General features: G+C 71.1%; 16 protein-coding genes. 15 read left to right on the top strand and 1 reads right to left on the bottom strand.

Annotation, left to right across the window (positions count from 1 at the left end):
- The first annotated feature begins 24 nt into the window (after window positions 1-24).
- From BCAV_RS11065 to BCAV_RS11010, 12 genes are all read left to right on the top strand, one after another.
- Window positions 25-1,695, top strand: coding sequence for an ABC transporter substrate-binding protein (locus BCAV_RS11065; RefSeq protein ID WP_015882689.1), 1,671 nt, complete (start codon window positions 25-27; stop codon window positions 1,693-1,695).
- A gap of 34 nt (window positions 1,696-1,729) precedes the next feature.
- The gene (locus tag BCAV_RS11060; RefSeq protein WP_015882688.1) at window positions 1,730-2,734 is read left to right on the top strand and encodes an ABC transporter permease; all 1,005 of its coding nucleotides are present in this window, start codon (window positions 1,730-1,732) and stop codon (window positions 2,732-2,734) included.
- A complete protein-coding gene (locus BCAV_RS11055) occupies window positions 2,731-3,669 on the top strand; it encodes an ABC transporter permease (protein WP_015882687.1) in 939 nt (312 codons plus the stop codon). Before BCAV_RS11060 ends, BCAV_RS11055 begins: the two co-directional genes overlap by 4 nt.
- 1 nt (window position 3,670) lies before the next feature.
- Window positions 3,671-5,473, top strand: coding sequence for a dipeptide ABC transporter ATP-binding protein (locus tag BCAV_RS11050; protein WP_015882686.1), 1,803 nt, complete (start codon window positions 3,671-3,673; stop codon window positions 5,471-5,473).
- Window positions 5,474-5,654: 181 nt separating this feature from the next.
- Complete coding sequence (rpsA, locus tag BCAV_RS11045) at window positions 5,655-7,121, top strand: 30S ribosomal protein S1 (protein ID WP_015882685.1); 1,467 nt, start codon at window positions 5,655-5,657, stop codon at window positions 7,119-7,121.
- A gap of 91 nt (window positions 7,122-7,212) precedes the next feature.
- A complete protein-coding gene (locus tag BCAV_RS11040; protein WP_015882684.1) occupies window positions 7,213-7,752 on the top strand; it encodes an NUDIX domain-containing protein in 540 nt (179 codons plus the stop codon).
- The gene (locus BCAV_RS11035; RefSeq protein WP_015882683.1) at window positions 7,749-8,393 is read left to right on the top strand and encodes a pyroglutamyl-peptidase I; all 645 of its coding nucleotides are present in this window, start codon (window positions 7,749-7,751) and stop codon (window positions 8,391-8,393) included. The genes BCAV_RS11040 and BCAV_RS11035 overlap by 4 nt, the downstream gene beginning before the upstream one ends.
- A gap of 99 nt (window positions 8,394-8,492) precedes the next feature.
- Window positions 8,493-9,218 (top strand): hypothetical protein, encoded by a 726-nt coding sequence (locus BCAV_RS11030; RefSeq protein WP_015882682.1) that lies wholly within the window; start codon window positions 8,493-8,495, stop codon window positions 9,216-9,218.
- Between the two features lie 13 nt (window positions 9,219-9,231).
- The gene (locus BCAV_RS11025; protein ID WP_015882681.1) at window positions 9,232-11,058 is read left to right on the top strand and encodes a sensor histidine kinase; all 1,827 of its coding nucleotides are present in this window, start codon (window positions 9,232-9,234) and stop codon (window positions 11,056-11,058) included.
- Entirely contained in the window at window positions 11,055-11,717 is a 663-nt protein-coding gene (locus BCAV_RS11020; RefSeq protein WP_015882680.1) for a response regulator, read from the top strand. Before BCAV_RS11025 ends, BCAV_RS11020 begins: the two co-directional genes overlap by 4 nt.
- Before the next feature lie 9 nt (window positions 11,718-11,726).
- Entirely contained in the window at window positions 11,727-12,791 is a 1,065-nt protein-coding gene (gene coaE, locus BCAV_RS11015) for a dephospho-CoA kinase (RefSeq protein WP_015882679.1), read from the top strand.
- The gene (locus BCAV_RS11010) at window positions 12,788-13,459 is read left to right on the top strand and encodes an AAA family ATPase (RefSeq protein ID WP_015882678.1); all 672 of its coding nucleotides are present in this window, start codon (window positions 12,788-12,790) and stop codon (window positions 13,457-13,459) included. Before coaE ends, BCAV_RS11010 begins: the two co-directional genes overlap by 4 nt.
- A 27-nt stretch (window positions 13,460-13,486) precedes the next feature.
- On the opposite strand, the gene BCAV_RS11005 is transcribed toward BCAV_RS11010, so the two are convergent.
- On the bottom strand, window positions 13,487-13,918 hold the full coding sequence (locus BCAV_RS11005; RefSeq protein ID WP_015882677.1) for an OsmC family protein: 432 nt from the start codon (window positions 13,916-13,918) through the stop codon (window positions 13,487-13,489).
- A 151-nt stretch (window positions 13,919-14,069) separates the two neighbouring features.
- Between BCAV_RS11005 and uvrB the strand changes: the two genes are divergently transcribed.
- From uvrB to BCAV_RS10990, 3 genes are all read left to right on the top strand, one after another.
- Complete coding sequence (gene uvrB, locus BCAV_RS11000; protein WP_015882676.1) at window positions 14,070-16,166, top strand: excinuclease ABC subunit UvrB; 2,097 nt, start codon at window positions 14,070-14,072, stop codon at window positions 16,164-16,166.
- A 268-nt stretch (window positions 16,167-16,434) separates the two neighbouring features.
- A complete protein-coding gene (locus BCAV_RS10995) occupies window positions 16,435-17,427 on the top strand; it encodes a TerC family protein (RefSeq protein WP_015882675.1) in 993 nt (330 codons plus the stop codon).
- Entirely contained in the window at window positions 17,420-18,406 is a 987-nt protein-coding gene (locus tag BCAV_RS10990; RefSeq protein WP_015882674.1) for a TerC family protein, read from the top strand. Before BCAV_RS10995 ends, BCAV_RS10990 begins: the two co-directional genes overlap by 8 nt.
- Window positions 18,407-18,414: the final 8 nt, after the last annotated feature.

Raw genomic sequence — 18,414 nt, 5'->3', positions numbered from 1 at the left:
CCCTCTGCACGAAAGGTGGCACTCATGCGCCAGGGGATCAAGGCGGGCGTCGTAGGCGCGGCAGGGCTCGCGCTGGTGCTGTCGGGATGCGCCTCGCAGCGCGGTGGCGAGGACCCGACCGACGGCGGGACCTCGGCCGCCGAGCAGACGTTCACGTTCGCGGCGTCGTCGGACCCGGCCTCGCTCGACCCGGCCTTCGCCAGCGACGGCGAGACGTTCCGGGTCGCGCGGCAGATGTTCGAGGGCCTCGTCGGCACGGTGCCCGGCACGGCCGACCCGGCGCCGCTCCTCGCGGAGGAGTGGGAGGTGAGCGACGACGGCCTCGAGTACACGTTCTCGCTCCGCGAGGGCGTCACGTTCCACGACGACACCCCGTTCAACGCCGAGGCCGTGTGCTTCAACTTCGAGCGGTGGAACAACTTCGAAGGCATCGCGCAGTCCGAGAGCCTGTCCTACTACTGGGGGAAGGTGAACGGCGGCTTCGCGTCGAGCGAGAACGCCGCGATGGACGGCACGGGCAAGTACTCCTCGTGCGAAGCACCCGACGAGCTGACGGCCGTCATCACGCTGTCCTCCCCGCTCCCTGAGCTCGTGTCGGCGCTGTCCCTGCCCGCGTTCTCGATGCAGTCGCCGACGGCGCTGCAGGAGTACGGCGCCGACGACGTCACGGGGTCCGCCGAGGCGCCGGTCCTTCCCACCTACGCCACCGAGCACCCCACCGGCACCGGACCGTTCGTGTTCACGTCGTGGTCGCCGGGCGAGCAGGTCGTCCTGTCCGCGAACCCCGACTACTGGGGCGAGCAGGGCCAGATCACCGAGGTCGTGTTCCCGATCATCTCCGACCCGACAGCGCGCCGACAGGCGCTCGAGGCAGGGGAGATCGACGGGTACGACCTCGTCGGGCCCGCGGACGTCGAGGCGCTCGCGGCGGACGGGTTCCAGATCGTCGACCGCGACGCGTTCAACGTCCTCTACCTGGGTATGAACCAGGCGATCCCCGAGCTGGCGGACATCCGTGTCCGGCAGGCCATCGCGCACGCGGTCGACAAGGAGGCGCTCGTGGCCGCCACGCTGCCGGAGGGCACGGAGGTCGCGACGAACTTCGTGCCGCCGTCCGTGCTCGGCTACAACGACGAGGTCACGACGTACGACTACGACCCGGACCTCGCCCGCGACCTGCTCGCGCAGGCCGGCGTCAGCGACCTGACGATCAACTTCACGTACCCCACGGACGTGTCGCGGCCGTACATGCCGACGCCGGAGCAGGTGTTCGAGCGCGTCGCGGCGGATCTCGAGGAGGTCGGCATCACCGTCGAATCCACCCCGCTCCCGTGGTCGCCGGACTACCTCGACCGGATCCAGGGCGGCGCCGACCACGGGCTGCACCTGCTCGGATGGACCGGCGACTACAACGACACGTACAACTTCGTCGGCGTCTTCTTCGGCGGACCGTCGAGCGAGTGGGGCTTCGACAACCCCGAGCTGTTCGATGCGCTGTCGTCCGCGCGGGTCGCCCCGACGGTCGAGGAGCAGACGGCCCTGTACGAGGACGTGAACGCGCAGATCATGGAGTTCCTCCCCGGCGTCCCGATCGCCCACCCGGTGCCCTCGCTGGCGTTCCGGCCGGAGGTGCGGGACTACCCGGCGTCGCCGGTGCAGGACGAGGTCTACAACGTCGTGTCGATCGAGGAGTGACGCCTCCCGCTGGAACGGATGACGAGGTCCGCGCATGACCCGGCTCATCGTCCGGCGTCTGGCGCTGCTCGTGCCGACGCTGTTCGGGCTGTCGATCCTGCTGTTCCTGTGGGTGCGGGCACTGCCCGGAGGCCCTGCTGTGGCTCTCCTCGGGGAGCGGGCGACCCCGGAGTCGATCGCGGAGCTCAACCGCGTCTACGGCTTCGACCGTCCGCTCCCCGAGCAGTACCTCACGTACGTGTCGAGGATGATCTCCGGCGACTTCGGGGTCTCGATCCGCACGCGTCGGCCGGTCATCGAGGAGTTCGCCTCCCGGTTCCCGGCGACGCTGGAGCTCACCATCTTCGCGCTGGTGTTCGCCGTCGTCATCGGGCTGGCGCTCGGGTACGTCGCCGCCCGGCACCACGGCAAGGTGGTCGATCACGCGTCGGTCGTCGTGTCGCTGCTCGGCGTGACGGTGCCGGTCTTCTTCCTGGCGTTCATGCTCAAGTACGTGTTCGCTGTCCAGCTCGGCTGGTTCTACACGACGGGGCGGCAGTCCCAGGGGCTCGACGCGACGCACTACACCGGGCTGTACGTGCTCGACGGCGTCATCACCGGCGAGTGGGACGCCGCCTGGGACGCGTTCATGCACCTCGTGCTGCCGGCGATCGCGCTCGGCACGATCCCGCTCGCGATCATCACCCGCATGACGCGGGCCTCGGTGATCGAGGTGCAGGGCGCCGACTACGTGCGGACGGCGCGCGCCAAGGGGTTGCGATCGACCCGGCTGCGCAACCGCGTCGTGCTGCGCAACGCGATGCTCCCGGTCGTGACGACCATCGGGCTGCAGGTCGGCCTGCTGCTGTCCGGGGCGGTGCTGACCGAGACGGTGTTCGCGTTCCCGGGCATCGGAAGCTTTCTGTACGAGTCGATCACGGCGAGCGACTACCCGGTCCTGCAGGGATTCATCCTCGTCATCGCGGTGATCTACGCACTCGTCAACCTCGCCGTCGACGTGTCGTACGGCGTCATCGACCCGAGGATGCGTGCCCGATGACCGCGACCTTGCCGCCCGCGCAGCCTGCGCCGTCGGACACCCCGCCGCCTCGGACGTCGACCGACGACGCCGGTGCCAGCATCTGGCGGTTGGCGTTCCGCCGGCTGCGTCGCAACCCGATCGCGATCATCGGTGCCGTCATCGTGGTCGTGTTCGTGCTCGTCGCCCTGTTCGCTCCGTGGATCGCCCCGTACGGCGGGGAGGAGACACCCGGCCGGGACCTCATCCGGCCCACGTACATCCCCGGTCCCTCCGACGAGTTCCCGCTCGGGCTGGACCGGTTCGGTGGCGACGTCTACAGCAAGCTCATCTGGGGCGCGCGGGCGTCGCTCGTCATCGGTGTCGCGTCCACCCTGATCGGGCTCGTCGGCGGCATGCTGCTCGGCCTGCTCGCGGGTGCCTTCGCGGGGTCGGTCGACACGGCGACGATGCGGTTCGTCGACCTCATGCTGGCCATCCCGTCGCTCCTGCTCGCCGTGTCGATCGCCGCGATCGCCGGCCAGCGACCGTTCGCCGTCATCCTCGCGATCGGCGTCGTGCAGATCCCGATCTTCGCGCGGCTGCTGCGCGGGTCGATGCTGCAGCAGCGGAGCCAGGAGTACGTGCTCGCGGCGCGGTCTCTCGGGCTCTCCCGCGGGACCGTGACGATGTCGCACATCCTGCCGAACAGCCTCGGGCCGGTGATCGTCCAGGCGACTCTCGTCCTCGCGACGGCCGTGATCGAGGCAGCGGCGCTGTCGTTCCTCGGGCTCGGTGGCGGCCGGCCGACCACCGCGGAGTGGGGCCGCATGCTGACGCAGGCGCAGAACGAGCTGGCGATCGCGCCGAGGCTGGCGTTCCTGCCCGGGCTGTGCATCTCCATCACGGCTCTGGGGTTCACCCTCCTCGGCGAGTCGCTGCGGGAGGCCCTCGATCCCCGGTCCCGGAGGCGGTGACATGACGACCGACCTCCCGATCGACGACGAGGTGACCGACGACGACGTCGCCCGGCCGGGCGCCGACCCGACGGCGCCGCTGGTGAGCGTGCGCGGCCTGGAGGTCACCTTCCGGACCGAGCAGGGACCCCTCGTCGCCGCGAGCGACGTGACGTTCGACATCGCCGCGGGTCAGACGCTCGCGATCGTCGGCGAGTCGGGGTCGGGCAAGACGACCGTCGCGTCGGCGGTGCTCGGGCTGCTGCCCTCGAACGGCAGCGTCACTGCCGGTCAGGTGCTGGTCGACGGGCGCGACGTCGCGCGGCTGCGCCCGGCGCAGCTGCAGCAGATGCGCGGCCGGGTGCTCGGGCTCGTGCCCCAGGACCCGATGTCGAACCTCAACCCGGTCGCCCGGGTGGGTCGGCAGCTCGTCGAGACGCTGGAGGACACCGGCGTCGCGCGCGGTGCGGCGGCCCGCACCCGTGCCGCGGAGCTGCTCGCGGAGGCCGGCCTCCCGGATGCCGAGGACCGGATGGGCGCGTACCCCCACGAGTTCTCCGGCGGTATGCGCCAGCGTGCGCTCATCGCGATCGGCCTCGCCGGATCCCCGCGGCTGCTCGTGGCGGACGAGCCGACGTCGGCCCTCGACGTCACCGTGCAGCGGGTGATCCTCGACCGCCTCGAGGACCTGACGTCGTCGCTCGGCGCCGCGGTGCTGCTCATCACGCACGACCTCGGCCTCGCTGCCGAGCGGGCGTCGCACGTCGTCGTCATGCACCGCGGGCGGGTGGTCGAGCTGGGGCCGGCGCGGCAGATCCTCGTCGACCCCCAGCACGAGTACACGAAGCGGCTGCTCGGCGCGGCGCCGTCGCTGGCGTCCCGACGCATCCAGATCGCGAAGGACGTCGGGGCCGACGACGTCGTCGAGGGCGCCGACCTGCTGGCCGCCGCGGCTCGGGACGAGTCCGCCGACGCCGTGGCCACCGACGACGCGGCCGGGGCCGCGATCCCCGTGGTGCGAGCACGGAACCTGCGCAAGGTGTTCCCCGGGGCACGCAAGGGACTCGTCGGCCGTCACCCGGACGTCGTCGCCGTCGACGACGTGTCGTTCACGATCCAGCGAGGGCGGACCCTCGGGATCGTGGGGGAGTCCGGGTCCGGGAAGTCGACGGTCGCGCGGATGCTCCTCGACCTGCTGCCGCCGACGTCCGGCACGATCGAGATCGACGGCGAGCAGGTCGGCGTCCGGTCCCGCGCCGAGGAGGTCGCGTTCCGGCTCCGGGTCCAGCCGATCTTCCAGGACCCGTACTCGTCGCTCGACCCGCTGTACACGATCTACCGGACGATCGAGGAGCCCCTGCGCGCGCACCGCCTGGGTGACGCCGACGCGCGGCGGGCACGTGTGCTCGAGCTGCTCGACGCCGTCGCCCTCCCGGCGGACATCCTCAACAGATACCCGGCGGAGCTCTCCGGCGGTCAGCGCCAGCGTGTCGCGATCGCCCGGGCGCTCGCTCCGGCCCCTGAGATCCTCGTCTGCGACGAGGCGGTGTCGGCGCTCGACGTGATCGTCCAGTCCCAGATCCTGCACCTGCTCGCGGACCTGCAGTCCCGGCTCGGGCTCAGCTACCTCTTCATCTCCCACGACCTCGCCGTCATCCGGCAGATCGCCGACGAGGTCTGCGTGATGGAGCACGGGAGGGTCGTCGAAGCCGGCCCGACCGATCGCGTGTTCGACGACCCGCAGGACGCGTACACACGGCGGCTGCTCGCCGCGATCCCGGGCGCATCGCTCGATCTGCGGCTCGCGCCGCCCCCGCTCTCGTGACGCCTGCTTTGACCGGGCCTTCCCCCGGCGCCTAAGATGTTCGACGGCGTGGTGTGCCTGCCCTCGCCCGGAGCGCGGGCACGTCCCCACCTTGCAGCGCCTGGCGCCGCATCCTCAGCAGATGTACGGCTGAACTGTCCTGTCCGCACGATCCGAAGTCCGCAACGGAGTCCCTTCTTCCATGACCATCTCTACCCCAGCCCCGGCCACGACACCGCAGGTCGCCATCAACGACATCGGGTCGGCCGAGGACTTCCTCGCCGCCATCGACGAGACCATCAAGTACTTCAACGACGGCGACATCGTCGAGGGCACCATCGTCAAGGTGGACCGTGACGAGGTTCTCCTCGACATCGGTTACAAGACCGAGGGCGTCATCCTCTCGCGTGAGCTCTCCATCAAGCACGACGTGGACCCCGAGGAGGTCGTCTCCGTCGGTGAGCGCGTCGAGGCCCTCGTCCTCCAGAAGGAGGACAAGGAAGGCCGGCTGCTGCTCTCGAAGAAGCGCGCCCAGTACGAGCGCGCCTGGGGCACGATCGAGAAGATCAAGGAGGAGGACGGCGTCGTCACCGGAACGGTGATCGAGGTCGTCAAGGGTGGTCTGATCCTGGACATCGGGCTCCGCGGCTTCCTCCCGGCGTCGCTCGTCGAGATGCGCCGCGTGCGCGACCTCCAGCCGTACGTCGGCAAGGAGCTCGAGGCGAAGATCATCGAGCTCGACAAGAACCGGAACAACGTCGTGCTCTCGCGCCGCGCCTGGCTCGAGCAGACGCAGTCCGAGGTGCGCTCGACGTTCCTGGCCACGCTGCAGAAGGGCCAGATCCGCAACGGCGTCGTCTCCTCGATCGTCAACTTCGGTGCGTTCGTGGACCTCGGCGGCGTCGACGGTCTCGTCCACGTGTCCGAGCTGTCCTGGAAGCACATCGACCACCCGTCCGAGGTCGTCGAGGTCGGCCAGGAGGTCACCGTCGAGGTGCTCGACGTGGAGCTCGACCGCGAGCGCGTCTCCCTGTCGCTGAAGGCGACGCAGGAAGACCCGTGGCAGCAGTTCGCCCGGACGCACGCGATCGGCCAGGTCGTGCCGGGCAAGGTCACGAAGCTCGTGCCGTTCGGCGCGTTCGTGCGCGTCGAGGACGGCATCGAGGGCCTCGTGCACATCTCGGAGCTGGCCGTGCGCCACGTCGAGGTGCCGGAGCAGGTCGCGAAGGTCGGCGAGGAGGTCTTCGTCAAGGTCATCGACATCGACCTCGAGCGTCGCCGCATCTCGCTGTCGCTCAAGCAGGCGAACGAGGGCGTCGACCCGGCCGGTGACGACTTCGACCCGTCGCTGTACGGCATGGCGGCCGAGTACGACGAGGCGGGGAACTACAAGTACCCCGAGGGCTTCGACCCCGAGACGAACGAGTGGCTCGAGGGCTTCGACACGCAGCGCGAGGCCTGGGAGGCGCAGTACGCCGAGGCGCAGACGCGCTGGGAGGCGCACAAGCGCCAGGTGGCGGCCGCCATCGAGGCCGACGCCGAGTCGGGTTCGGCCGACGCGCCGGTCGACGGCCCGAAGAGCTTCGGCTCCGCACCGGCCGAGGCCGTGGGCACGCTGGCCTCGGACGAGGCACTCGCGGCGCTCCGCGAGAAGCTCACCGGAGCCTGATCGCTCCAGCAGCGTGAACGACGGCGCCCCTCACCTTCGCGGTGAGGGGCGCCGTCGTCGTTGCGGGGCTTCGCGCGACTACCGTGGGTCCGTGACCTGGACGACGCACTCGACCCGCGACGTCTACACGAACCCCTGGATCCGTGTGCGTGAGGACGCCGTGACGCGCCCGGACGGCTCGCCCGGGATCTACGGGGTGGTGGATGTCGCGCCCGCCGTGTTCGTCGTCGCCGTGGACGACGAGGACAGCGTGGTTCTCGTCGAGCTGGAGCGCTACACGACCGGAGTCCTCTCGCTGGAGGTGCCGGCGGGCGGGAGCGACGGCGAGGAGCTGCTCGTGGCGGCTCAGCGTGAGCTGCTCGAGGAGACGGGCCTCCTCGCCGGCTCGTGGTCGCCTCTGGGTGCGGTGTGGGCGCTGAACGGCGTCGCGCGAGCGCGCGAGCACGTGTTCCTCGCCAGGGAGCTCACGCTCGGCGGCCCCGCGGTCGGCGCCGCGGAGGAGGGGATCCGCGGGACCCGCCGCGTCCCCCTCGCCGAGGCCCTGCGCCTCGTGCGGGAGGGTGGGATCACCGACGCCTCCACCGTCACCGCGCTGACGTTCGCCGCTCTCGAGCTCGGGAGGTTCCCGTGACCACGATCCTGCTCACCGGGTTCGAGCCGTTCGGCGGTGCGAGCGCGAACGCGTCCTGGGACGCGGTCCGGCACGTGGCGCACCACTGGGACGCGGAGCGGGAAGGGGCGCGACTCGTGCCGGCCGAGCTGCCGTGCACGTTCGCCGCCGTCGGCCCGGCCCTCGCGGACCTCGTGGCACGGCACCAGCCGGACCTGCTCGTCGCGACAGGCGTGGCCACGGGACGGCGGCGGGTGTCGCTCGAACGTGTGGGGCTCAATCTCGTCGACGCGCGCATCCCCGACAACGAGGGCCGGCAGCCGATCGACGAGCCCGTCGATCCGGACGGCCCGCCGGCTCGGTTCACGTCGCTCCCGGTGAAGGCGGCGCTCGTCGCGGCGCGGGACGCCGGGCTCCCGGTCGAGCTCTCGACCTCGGCCGGGACGTTCGTGTGCAACGCCGCGCTCTATCTGGGCGTGGGTCTCGCCGAGGCGTCCGGTGGACGGATGCGCGCAGGCTTCGTGCACGTGCCGGCGACGCCTGCGGACGGACCAGGGCCGTCGCTGCCCGTCGACGCCACCGCGCGGTGCCTCACGGTGATCCTGCGGGCGTGCGTGGCGGTGGAGCACGACCTCGCCGTGCCGGGGGGCACTCTCGCCTGAAGGGTCGGCCGGGAACCACGCACCCTGGTGACCCGGGAACGTCCGGCGCTCCGATGGTGACACCGACACACGTCGGTATCACCGAAGGAGCGCAGAACCATGCAGATGTCCTCAGACGTGCCGGTTGCTCTGCAGCCCGCGCGTCCACCTCTTCGCACCACCGGTCGCGCCCTGATCGCGGCCGCACTGCTGTACGTGATGCACGTCGTGTTCAACCAGACGACCTCCGCGCTGCTCGCGATCCCGGAGCACATGCTTCCGTCCGATCTCCCCGAGCTGCGCTGGTCGTCGAGCCTGCTCTACGTCATCAACGTCGCCTGGTACCTCGCGGTCCTCGTCGCCGTGGCGTCCGCCACCCAGCTTCCCTGGGCCGTTCGGACGACCGCCGGCCGGGCAGCGGCCGCTGCCGGCTTCCTGTCCGTCGGAGCGGGCGTTCTCGGGGCGGCGATGGGCCTCGGCCTGCACGGCGGCGCCGCCGAGGCCATCGGCTCCGGTGGTGACGTGCCACCCGACACGCTCCGCGCGGTCGTCGACAGCCTCTACGTGCCGGTCAACGGTGCGGTCTTCGCGGCCAACGTGCTCCTGGCGACGTGGCTGGTCGGGTTGGCCGTCGTCGCCCGGCGCGCGGCGGTGCTCGGCGCGGGTCACGTCGTCGTCGCGACGTCGCTGGCTGTCGTGGCGCTCACCGCGGACGTCGTGGTCGGGTTCCCGGTCGGCGTGCTCGTCCTGATGCTCTGGGTCGGCATCGTCGGGGTCCTGCTCGTGCGACGCGCCCGCCGCACGGAGGTCGTGAGTCCCGCACCGCCGGTCGCCGTTCGGCCATGATGGGGCGGTGCCGATGGTCTGGGCGCAGATCGTGGTCGTCGCCGTCACCGCACCGCTCGTCGTGGCACTGGTGCACGGCGCCCTCCGGCGCGACCGGGTCCTGCCGCGCGAGGCGACCGCGACGATCCTGCTCGCCGCAGGCACCGTCGCGGTCGTCGACCCGGGCGGGACGTCGACGACCTGGAACGGGCTGGTCAACGCGATCACGCTCAGCGCGGCGGCTGTGCTGCTCGCCACGTTCCCCGACGGACGGTTCGTGCCGCGCTGGACGCTCTGGCCGGTGGCGCTCGCCGTCGCCGTCCAGATGGGCAACGTCGCCTCAGGCTTCCGGTGGGACGATCAGTCCGCCTGGTGGCCCTGGCACATCCTCGTCACCTGGCTCGTGCTCCTCCTCGGCGGGCAGGTGTACCGCTACGTGCGCCGCTCGGGGGTCGACGAGCGGGAACGCACGAGGTGGGCGGTGCTCGGCTTCCTCGCTCAGATCACCCTCTTCGTGGTGATGACCGCCGTGCTCGTCGGGCTGACCGGCACGCCCGACGGCGCGCTGGGGTCGTCGCTCGCGATGATCCTCAACCTCCTGGGTCCTACCGGCCTGGCGGTCGGACTCCTCGCGCCCCGGATCGTGCCGGTCGACAGGGCCCTCCACGTCGGCATCCAGGTGTCGGTCGTGGGTCTCGGGGTGACCGGATGCGTGGTCCTGACGACGGCGCTCCTGCCTGAGGGAGGGAACGGGCGGGCGACGTCCTGGGCAGCTGCCGCGGTGGTCGCGCTCGTGACGCTGCCGCTGGCGTGGTGCGGTGCCAAGGTCGCCCATCGGGTCGTGTACGGAGGTCGTCCAGACCCGCTCACGACCCTCGCCGCGCTTGGCCAGCTGCTCGACCGGAGCCTCGACCCGCGGGCGGTTCCGGTGACCGTGCTCCGGACGCTGTGCGACTCTCTCGGCCTGGAGGGAGCGCGGCTCTCGGGTGACCAGGTGTTCGCGGCCGAGCACGGCGAGCTGCCGCGCGTCGCCGGGCGATTCGGCATCCGGTTCCGTGGGGAGGAGCTGGCAACCTTCGAGGTCGCGCCGCGGCCCGGTGAGACCACCCTGACGGAGCACGACCGTCGGGTGGTCGACGCACTCGCCCGGCAGGCAGGAGCGGCGTTGGACGGCACGCGGGCGATCACGGAGCTGGTCGCGGCACGGTCGCGAGTCGTCACCGCCCGCGAGGAGGAACGGCGCCGCCTCCGGCGTGACCTTCACGACGACCTGGTCCCGACCCTCGCCGGGCTGGGGCTCGACGCGGCCGCGATCACCGAGCTGTTGCGCGGGCGGGACGACGCGATCGCGCGTGTCGCCGCGACCCTGGCGCAGGGCATCCGCGACTCGACGCGGCAGATCCGGGAGATCGCGTACGACCTCCGCCCTCCGGTCCTCGACGACCACGGCCTGGTGGCCGCCGTCCGCGATCGCGTCGCGTCGACCAGCGGCGCCCCACGGATCGTCATCGACGCCCCGGAGGAGCGGATCGTGCTCTCGGCCGCCCTCGAGTCGGCTGCGCTGCGGATCGTCCAGGAGGCGGTCATGAACGTCCGACGTCACGCTGCCGCCGAGGTGTGCAGGATCCGGATCTCGCTCGAACGCACGACGCTCCACGTCACCGTCGCCGATGACGGCCGCGGTCTGCCCGTTCCGCGACGTGAGGGTCTGGGGCTACGGTCGATTCGCGAGCGGGTGTACGAGCTCGGCGGATCACTCGTGATCGCCGGAGCTCCCGGGCAGGGCACGAGCATCGCGGTGCAGCTCCCGTACCGGGAGGCACCGGAGCGTGCGGAACCTCGGAAGAGCGGTGGCGGATGACGACAGTGCTCGTGGTCGACGACCACCCCGTGTACCGGCGGGGCATCGCCCATCTCCTCGCTGCCGGCGGCTACGACGTCGTCGGCGAGGCAGCGGGTGTCCGAGAGGCGGAGCAGCTCGCGCTCCGGCTCCGGCCCAGCGTGGTCATCATGGACCTCGGGCTGCCCGACGGCAGCGGCGTCGACGCGACCTCGCGGATCGTCGCGGCGAACCCCGGGACCCGGGTGGTGGTCGTCACCCTGTTCGACGATGACGGCTCGGTCCAGCGTGCCCTGGCGGCGGGCGCGGCCGGGTATGTCGTCAAGGACGCGGATCCGGACGAGATCCTCGCCGCAGTCCGGGCCGTCGAGACCGGTGCCATGGTCCTCGGTGCCCACCTCGCCGGGGCGGTGCTCGGCGCGGCCGCCGTCGCGGCCCGGCCCGCCGAGGACGTCTGGGGTCTCACCCCGCGGGAACGTCAGGTCCTCGACCTGCTGGTGAAGGGCCTCACCAACCGCGCGATCGCGGAGCGCTTGGGGCTCTCGGGCAAGACCGTCGCGAACAACGTCTCCGTGATCCTCGGCAAGCTCGGAGCGACGGACCGGGTCGAGGCGACACAGCTCGTGCGCGCGCAGCGCGCGCACGACCCGTCGAGCCCGTCACACGGTTCGCTCGCCTAGGGTGGCCGAGTGCTCCTCGTCGGCCTCACCGGAGGCATCGCGTCCGGCAAGTCCACCGTGGCACGTGAGATGAGCCGGCTCGGCGCGCTGGTCGTTGACGCCGACGTGCTCGCGCGGGAGGTCGTCGAGCCGGGCACTCCCGGCCTGGCGTCCGTTGTGGCGGAGTTCGGCGACGGCGTGCTGGCCGGCGATGGTTCGCTGGATCGCTCGGCGCTCGCGCAGCTCGTGTTCGCCGACGACGGCGCCCGCCGGCGCCTCGAGGCGATCGTGCACCCGGCCGTGGGGGAGCGGTTCGCCCGGTTCGTCGAGCAGGCGCCACGGGACGCCGTCGTCGTCCACGACGTGCCGCTGCTCGTCGAGAACGGACTGGGCGACCGCTACCACCTCGTCGTCGTCGTCGACGTCCCGGCGCACGAGCGGGAGCGGCGGCTCGTCACCGAGCGAGGGCTGACCGCTGACGAGGCCCGAGCTCGGATCGCCGCGCAGGCGGACGACGGCGCACGGCGGGCCGCCGCCGACGTGCTGCTGGGCAACGACCGCCCGCTGGCGGACACGCTCGACGCCGTCCGTCGCCTGTGGCGGGACCGGGTCCTGCCGTTCGAGGAGAACGTGCGGGAGTCACGGCCGGCGGAGCGCGGGCCGGCCGCCGTCGTCGACCCGCCGGCCGGTGACCCGTGGGCAGCCCAGGCGGGGCGGATCCTCGCGCGGCTGCGACGGGCGGGCGGATCGAGCGTCGTCGACGCCGAGCACATCGGCTCGACGGCGGTGCCGGGACTGGCGGCGACGGACGTGCTCGACCTGCAGCTCGGAGTGGAGACGCTCGAGGACGCCGACGCGCTGGCCGGCTCCCTGGCACGCGCCGGGTTCCCACCCGTGCCCGGGCGCTCGCAGGACACCTCGACGCCGGACGACCCCGACCCGGCCCAGGGTGGCGAGCGTCTCCACGCGAACGCCGACCCCGGGCGCGCCGTCGACGTCCACGTGCGAGTCGCCGGGTCGCCGGGATGGCGCGACGCGCTGTCGCGCCGCGACTCGATGCGCGACGGCGTCGACGGGCGGGCGGTGCGGTCATGACGCCGCAGCGGGCCGACGTGCTCCGCCGCATCGCCGACCACCTGGGCGCGATGCGGCCCGGTCACCCGCTCCGCGTGGGGGTCGACGGCGTGTGCGGCGTCGGCAAGTCGACCTTCGCCCGTGATCTCGCCGCGGCGATGGGCCAGACCGATCGCCCGGTCGTGCACCTCGACTCCGACGCGTTCCACCACGTGCGCGAGCGACGACGGCGCCAGGGTCACCTCTCGGGTCGTGGCTACTACGAGGACGCCTACGACTTCGACGCCCTCGCCGACCGTGTGCTCCGACCGCTCGGACCTGGCGGCACCCGCACCTATGCCGTGCGCGTGCTCGACTTCGCGTCGGACGCCGTGATCGCCGACGAGACCGCCCACGCGAGCGGAGACGCCGTCGTCATCTTCGACGCGACCTTCCTGCAACGTGACGAGCTGCGCGACCTGTGGGACGCCGTCGTCTATCTCCACGCGGACGAGGACGCGGCCCTGGCCCGCGCGCTCGCCCGGGACATGACGGCGCTGGGTGGCGAGGAGTCCGCCCGCGCGGCCTACGAGTCCCGGTACGCCGCGGCGTGCCGCATCTACCTCGACGAGCAGGATCCGCGCCGGCGCGCCTCGATCGTGGTCGAGCACACCGACCCGGACCGGCCGCAGGTGGAACGGCTGACCTGAGCCGGCGCGCCCGGCACCACACGCGCGTCAGGCGAGCGCGGCGTCCAACGTGATCGGCACCGCGGCCAGCGCCTTGCTCACCGGGCAGCCGGCCTTCGCCGCGTCGGCGATGCGGGCGAAGTCCTCGGCGGAGATCCCGGGCACCTGGCCGCGCACCGACAGCGCGATGCCCGTGATGCCCTCACCGGCGACGAACGTGACAGCGGCCTTCGTGTCCAGCTGCGTCGGCGGCGTGCCGTTCGACGCGAGCTCGTTCGAGAAGGCCATCGCGTAGCACGACGCGTGCGCCGCGGCGATCAGCTCCTCCGGCGTCGTCTGGCCCTCGTGGCCCTCGGAGCGCGACTTCCAGCCGACGTCGAACGTCGCGAGGCCGGAGCTGTCGAGGCTCGTCCGCCCGGCGCCGTGGAACAGGTCGCCGGTCCAGACCGTGCTGGCGGTGCTGACGACGGGTGTCGGCATGGTCGATCCCTCCTCGCGGCGTCCGGGCGACTCCCGGACGATGCCACCATCCTGCCGTGCCGCCGGTGGTCGTGCAGCGTGCGTCCACGCCGGGACGGCGACGGCACCCCGGCCTCGAGTGAGTGTCGGTGGCTGGACGTACCGTTGACCCATGCGTCCCGTGACCGACCTCCAGCGCCGCGTCTTCCCGTTCGAGGTGATCTCCGACTTCACGCCGTCCGGCGACCAGCCGGACGCGATTGCGCAGCTGACCGCACGCCTGCAGGCCGGTGAGAAGGACATCGTGCTCCTGGGCGCCACCGGAACCGGCAAGTCGGCGACCACGGCGTGGCTCATCGAGCAGGTGCAGCGTCCGACGCTCGTCATGGCACCGAACAAGACGCTCGCCGCGCAGCTCGCCACGGAGTTCCGTGAGCTGCTGCCGAACAACGCCGTCGAGTACTTCGTCTCGTACTACGACTACTACCAGCCCGAGGCGTACGTGCCGAGCTCGGACACGTACATCGAGAAGGACTCGTCGATCAACGACGAGGTCGAGCGGCTGCGCCACTCCGCCACGAACTCCCTGCTGACGCGGCGCGACGTCGTCGTCGTCGCCTCCGTCTCCTGCATCTACGGCCTGGGGACGCCGCAGGAGTACGTCGACCGCATGGTCCGGCTGCGGGTCGGGATGCAGATCGAGCGGGACGACCTGCTGCGGCAGTTCGTCGGGATGCAGTACACGCGGAACGACCTGTCGTTCCAGCGGGGCACGTTCCGGGTGCGCGGCGACACCGTCGAGATCATCCCGGTGTACGAGGAGCTCGCGCTGCGGATCGAGTTCTTCGGCGACGAGGTCGAGGCGATCCACACGCTGCACCCGCTGACCGGCGACGTCGTGCGCGCCGAGGAGGAGATGTACCTGTTCCCCGCCACGCACTACGTCGCGGGGCCGGAGCGCATGGAGCGCGCCATCGCGGGGATCGAGGTCGAGCTCGAGGACCGGCTCGCGGAGCTCGAGGGCGGCGGCCGTCTACTCGAGGCGCAGCGGCTGCGGATGAGGACCACGTACGACATCGAGATGATGCGGCAGATCGGCACATGCTCCGGCATCGAGAACTACTCGCGGCACATCGACGGCCGCGAGCCGGGGTCGCCTCCGCACACGCTGCTCGACTACTTCCCCGAGGACTTCATGCTCGTCATCGACGAGTCGCACCAGACCGTCCCGCAGATCGGGGCGATGTACGAGGGCGACTCGTCCCGGAAGCGCACGCTCGTGGAGCACGGGTTCCGGCTCCCCAGCGCCATGGACAACCGGCCGCTGCGCTGGGAGGAGTTCCTCGAGCGGATCGGGCAGACGGTGTACCTGTCCGCGACCCCGGGGCCGTACGAGCTGGGCCAGTCGGACGGCGTCGTCGAGCAGGTCATCCGCCCGACAGGGCTCGTGGACCCGGAGATCGTGGTCAAGCCGACCAAGGGTCAGATCGACGACCTCCTGGCCGAGATCAACGCCCGCGCCGAGCGGGACGAGCGCGTGCTCGTCACGACACTGACGAAGAAGATGTCCGAGGACCTCACGGACTACCTGCTCGAGCGTGGCGTGCGGGTGCGGTACCTGCACTCGGAGGTCGACACGCTCCGGCGCGTGGAGCTGCTGCGGGAGCTGCGCACCGGCGTCTTCGACGTGCTGGTCGGGATCAACCTGCTCCGGGAGGGTCTCGACCTCCCGGAGGTGTCGCTCGTGGCGATCCTGGACGCCGACAAGGAGGGCTTCCTGCGCTCCGGCACGTCCCTCATCCAGACCATCGGCCGAGCGGCGCGGAACGTCTCGGGTCAGGTGCACATGTACGCCGACTCCGTGACGCCGTCGATGGCGCTGGCGATCGAGGAGACGAACCGCCGGCGCGAGAAGCAGGTCGCGTACAACACCGAGCGCGGGATCGACCCGGAGCCGCTCCGCAAGCGCATCGGCGACATCACCGAGCTGCTCGCGCGGGAGGACATCGACACGAAGGAGCTGCTCGCCGGTGGGTACCGGCAGGCCGGGTCCAAGGCTCCCGTACCGCGCAAGGCCGGGGGCGACGGCTCGATGCGGGAGCGGCTCGCCGGCGCGGCCACGGCCGACCTGGCCGAGCTCATCCAGGAGCTCACGGACCAGATGCACGTCGCCGCGGGCGAGCTGCAGTTCGAGGTCGCGGCCCGGCTCCGGGACGAGATCTCCGACCTCAAGAAGGAGCTGCGCCAGATGAGCGCGGCCTCTGCCTGAGCCCGAGCGTGCGGCGCCCAGCGTCCGGCGGTGGCACCGCCGATCGCCGGCTCGGGATGTGACGAACGTCGCGTCCGGCCCGTCCGGGGCGCCGCGTCCCGTATGCTCGCCTGGTTGGAGGGGAGTACTCCCGTCGCCGTGGCATCGTCATCACGGCCGTCATGGTTGACGGCTCGGTGCCATCGGGTCCGACGTCATTCGGTCCGGGACCGGTGACGCGGGCGGAGGAGACCTCCGGTCCCCTGTCATCGGTACCGGAGGTAGCTCGGTGGACGTTCCTGTCTGGGTCTGGCTGATCACGATCGGCGGCATCGTCGCGATGCTGGCCGTCGACCTGATCGGGCACGTGCGCAAGCCGCACGCCCCGACGCTGCGCGAGTCGGCGTGGTGGTCGGTCGCGTACATCGCGATCGCCCTCGCGTTCGGCCTGCTGGTGTGGATCGGCTGGGGGGCGGGCTTCGCCGGGGAGTACTACGCGGGCTACCTCACCGAGAAGAGCCTCTCGGTCGACAACCTGTTCGTGTTCGTCCTCATCATGGGCAGCTTCGCCGTCCCGCGGGAGTATCAGCAGAAGGTGCTGTTCGTCGGCATCATCATCGCGCTCGTGCTGCGGACGGTCTTCATCCTGCTCGGCGCCGAGCTCGTCAACAACTTCTCGTGGATCTTCTACGTGTTCGGGGCGTTCCTCATCTGGACGGCCGTCGCACAGGCGCGGCACACCGGCCACGAGGGTGACGAGCAACGCGAGAACGCGCTGGTCCGCGTGGTGCGAAGGCTGCTGCCGACCACGGAGGACTACGTCGGCGACCGGATCTTCGTGCGCCACGACCACCGCTGGCACATCACACCGATGCTCGTCGTCATGGTGGCGATCGGCAGCGCCGACATCCTCTTCGCCGTCGACTCGATCCCCGCCATCTTCGGGCTGACGCAGGAGGTCTACCTGATCTTCGCGGCCAACGCGTTCTCGCTCCTCGGCCTGCGTCAGCTGTTCTTCCTCATCGACGGGTTGCTCGACCGGCTCGTCTACCTCAACTACGGGCTCGCCGCGATCCTCGCGTTCATCGGCGCCAAGCTGGTCATCCACGCCATGCACGAGAACGAGCTCCCGTTCATCAACGGTGGCGAGCACATCGAGGTCATCCCGGAGATCCCCACCGCACTCTCGCTCGTCTTCATCGTCGTGACGCTCGCCATCACGACGGTGGCGAGCCTGATCAAGAGCCGGTCCGACGCAGGGAGCCGCTCGACCGATGCATGAGATCCCCGCGTGGTTCGAGATCACGGCGCTCACCCTGCTCGCGGGCATCCTGCTCGCCGACCTGCTCATCATCGGGCGCCGCCCTCACGTCCCTTCCTTCCGGGAGAGCGCGATCTGGGTCAGCGTCTACATCGGGCTGGCCCTGCTCTTCGGCGTCGCCGTCCTGGTGGTCTCCGGCGGGACGGCGGCGGGCGAGTTCTACGCCGGTTGGCTCACCGAGTACTCGTTGTCGCTCGACAACCTGTTCGTGTTCACGGTGATCATGGCGGCGTTCGCCGTGCCCCGAGAACTGCAGCAGCGGACGCTGATGATCGGGATCGTCATCGCGCTCGTCCTGCGTGCGGTGTTCATCCTGCTGGGCGCGGCGGTCATCGAGCGGTACACCTGGGTGTTCTACCTGTTCGGAGTGATCCTCCTCGTCACGGCGCTGAAGATGGCGCGCGGGCAGGACGACGACGAGGAGTACAAGGAGAACGCGCTCATCCGCGGTCTGCGGAAGGTGCTCCCCATCTCCGACCACTACGACTCGACACGCCTGTCGACACGTGTGGACGCGCGCTGGATGCTCACACCGATGCTCATCGTGCTGCTCGCCCTGGGCACCACCGACCTGCTGTTCGCGTTCGACTCGATCCCCGCGATCTTCGGGCTGACCCAGGATCCGTTCATCGTGTTCGCGACGAACCTGTTCGCCCTCATGGGTCTGCGGCAGCTGTACTTCCTGCTCGGCGGCCTGCTGGAGCGACTCGTGTACCTGACGTACGGGCTCGCGATCATCCTCGGCTTCATCGGGGTCAAGCTCGTGCTGCACGCCCTGCACACGAACTCCGTGCCGTTCGTCAACCACGGCGCGCCCGTCGAGTGGGCACCCGAGATCCCGATCTGGCTGTCGCTCGTCGTCATCGTGGGGACGCTCGGCGTCACGACTGTCGCCAGCCTCGCGAAGACGGCCCGCTCGAACCGGATCGAACCCGCCTGAGGCCCGGC

This window comes from Beutenbergia cavernae DSM 12333 (assembly GCF_000023105.1).
Taxonomy (GTDB): domain Bacteria; phylum Actinomycetota; class Actinomycetes; order Actinomycetales; family Beutenbergiaceae; genus Beutenbergia; species Beutenbergia cavernae.
This window is presented reverse-complemented; position numbering and strand designations above follow the sequence as displayed.

Bases quoted from the DNA above. Each gene is read 5' to 3' on its own strand.
- BCAV_RS11065 (WP_015882689.1), top strand. From the start codon at position 25: ATGCGCCAGGGGATCAAGGCGGGCGTCGTAGGCGCGGCAGGGCTCGCG.
- BCAV_RS11060 (WP_015882688.1), top strand. From the start codon at position 1,730: ATGACCCGGCTCATCGTCCGGCGTCTGGCGCTGCTCGTGCCGACGCTG.
- BCAV_RS11055 (WP_015882687.1), top strand. From the start codon at position 2,731: ATGACCGCGACCTTGCCGCCCGCGCAGCCTGCGCCGTCGGACACCCCG.
- BCAV_RS11050 (WP_015882686.1), top strand. From the start codon at position 3,671: ATGACGACCGACCTCCCGATCGACGACGAGGTGACCGACGACGACGTC.
- rpsA (WP_015882685.1), top strand. From the start codon at position 5,655: ATGACCATCTCTACCCCAGCCCCGGCCACGACACCGCAGGTCGCCATC.
- BCAV_RS11030 (WP_015882682.1), top strand. From the start codon at position 8,493: ATGCAGATGTCCTCAGACGTGCCGGTTGCTCTGCAGCCCGCGCGTCCA.
- BCAV_RS11025 (WP_015882681.1), top strand. From the start codon at position 9,232: ATGGTCTGGGCGCAGATCGTGGTCGTCGCCGTCACCGCACCGCTCGTC.
- BCAV_RS11020 (WP_015882680.1), top strand. From the start codon at position 11,055: ATGACGACAGTGCTCGTGGTCGACGACCACCCCGTGTACCGGCGGGGC.
- BCAV_RS11010 (WP_015882678.1), top strand. From the start codon at position 12,788: ATGACGCCGCAGCGGGCCGACGTGCTCCGCCGCATCGCCGACCACCTG.
- BCAV_RS11005 (WP_015882677.1), bottom strand. From the start codon at position 13,918: ATGCCGACACCCGTCGTCAGCACCGCCAGCACGGTCTGGACCGGCGAC.
- uvrB (WP_015882676.1), top strand. From the start codon at position 14,070: ATGCGTCCCGTGACCGACCTCCAGCGCCGCGTCTTCCCGTTCGAGGTG.
- BCAV_RS10990 (WP_015882674.1), top strand. From the start codon at position 17,420: ATGCATGAGATCCCCGCGTGGTTCGAGATCACGGCGCTCACCCTGCTC.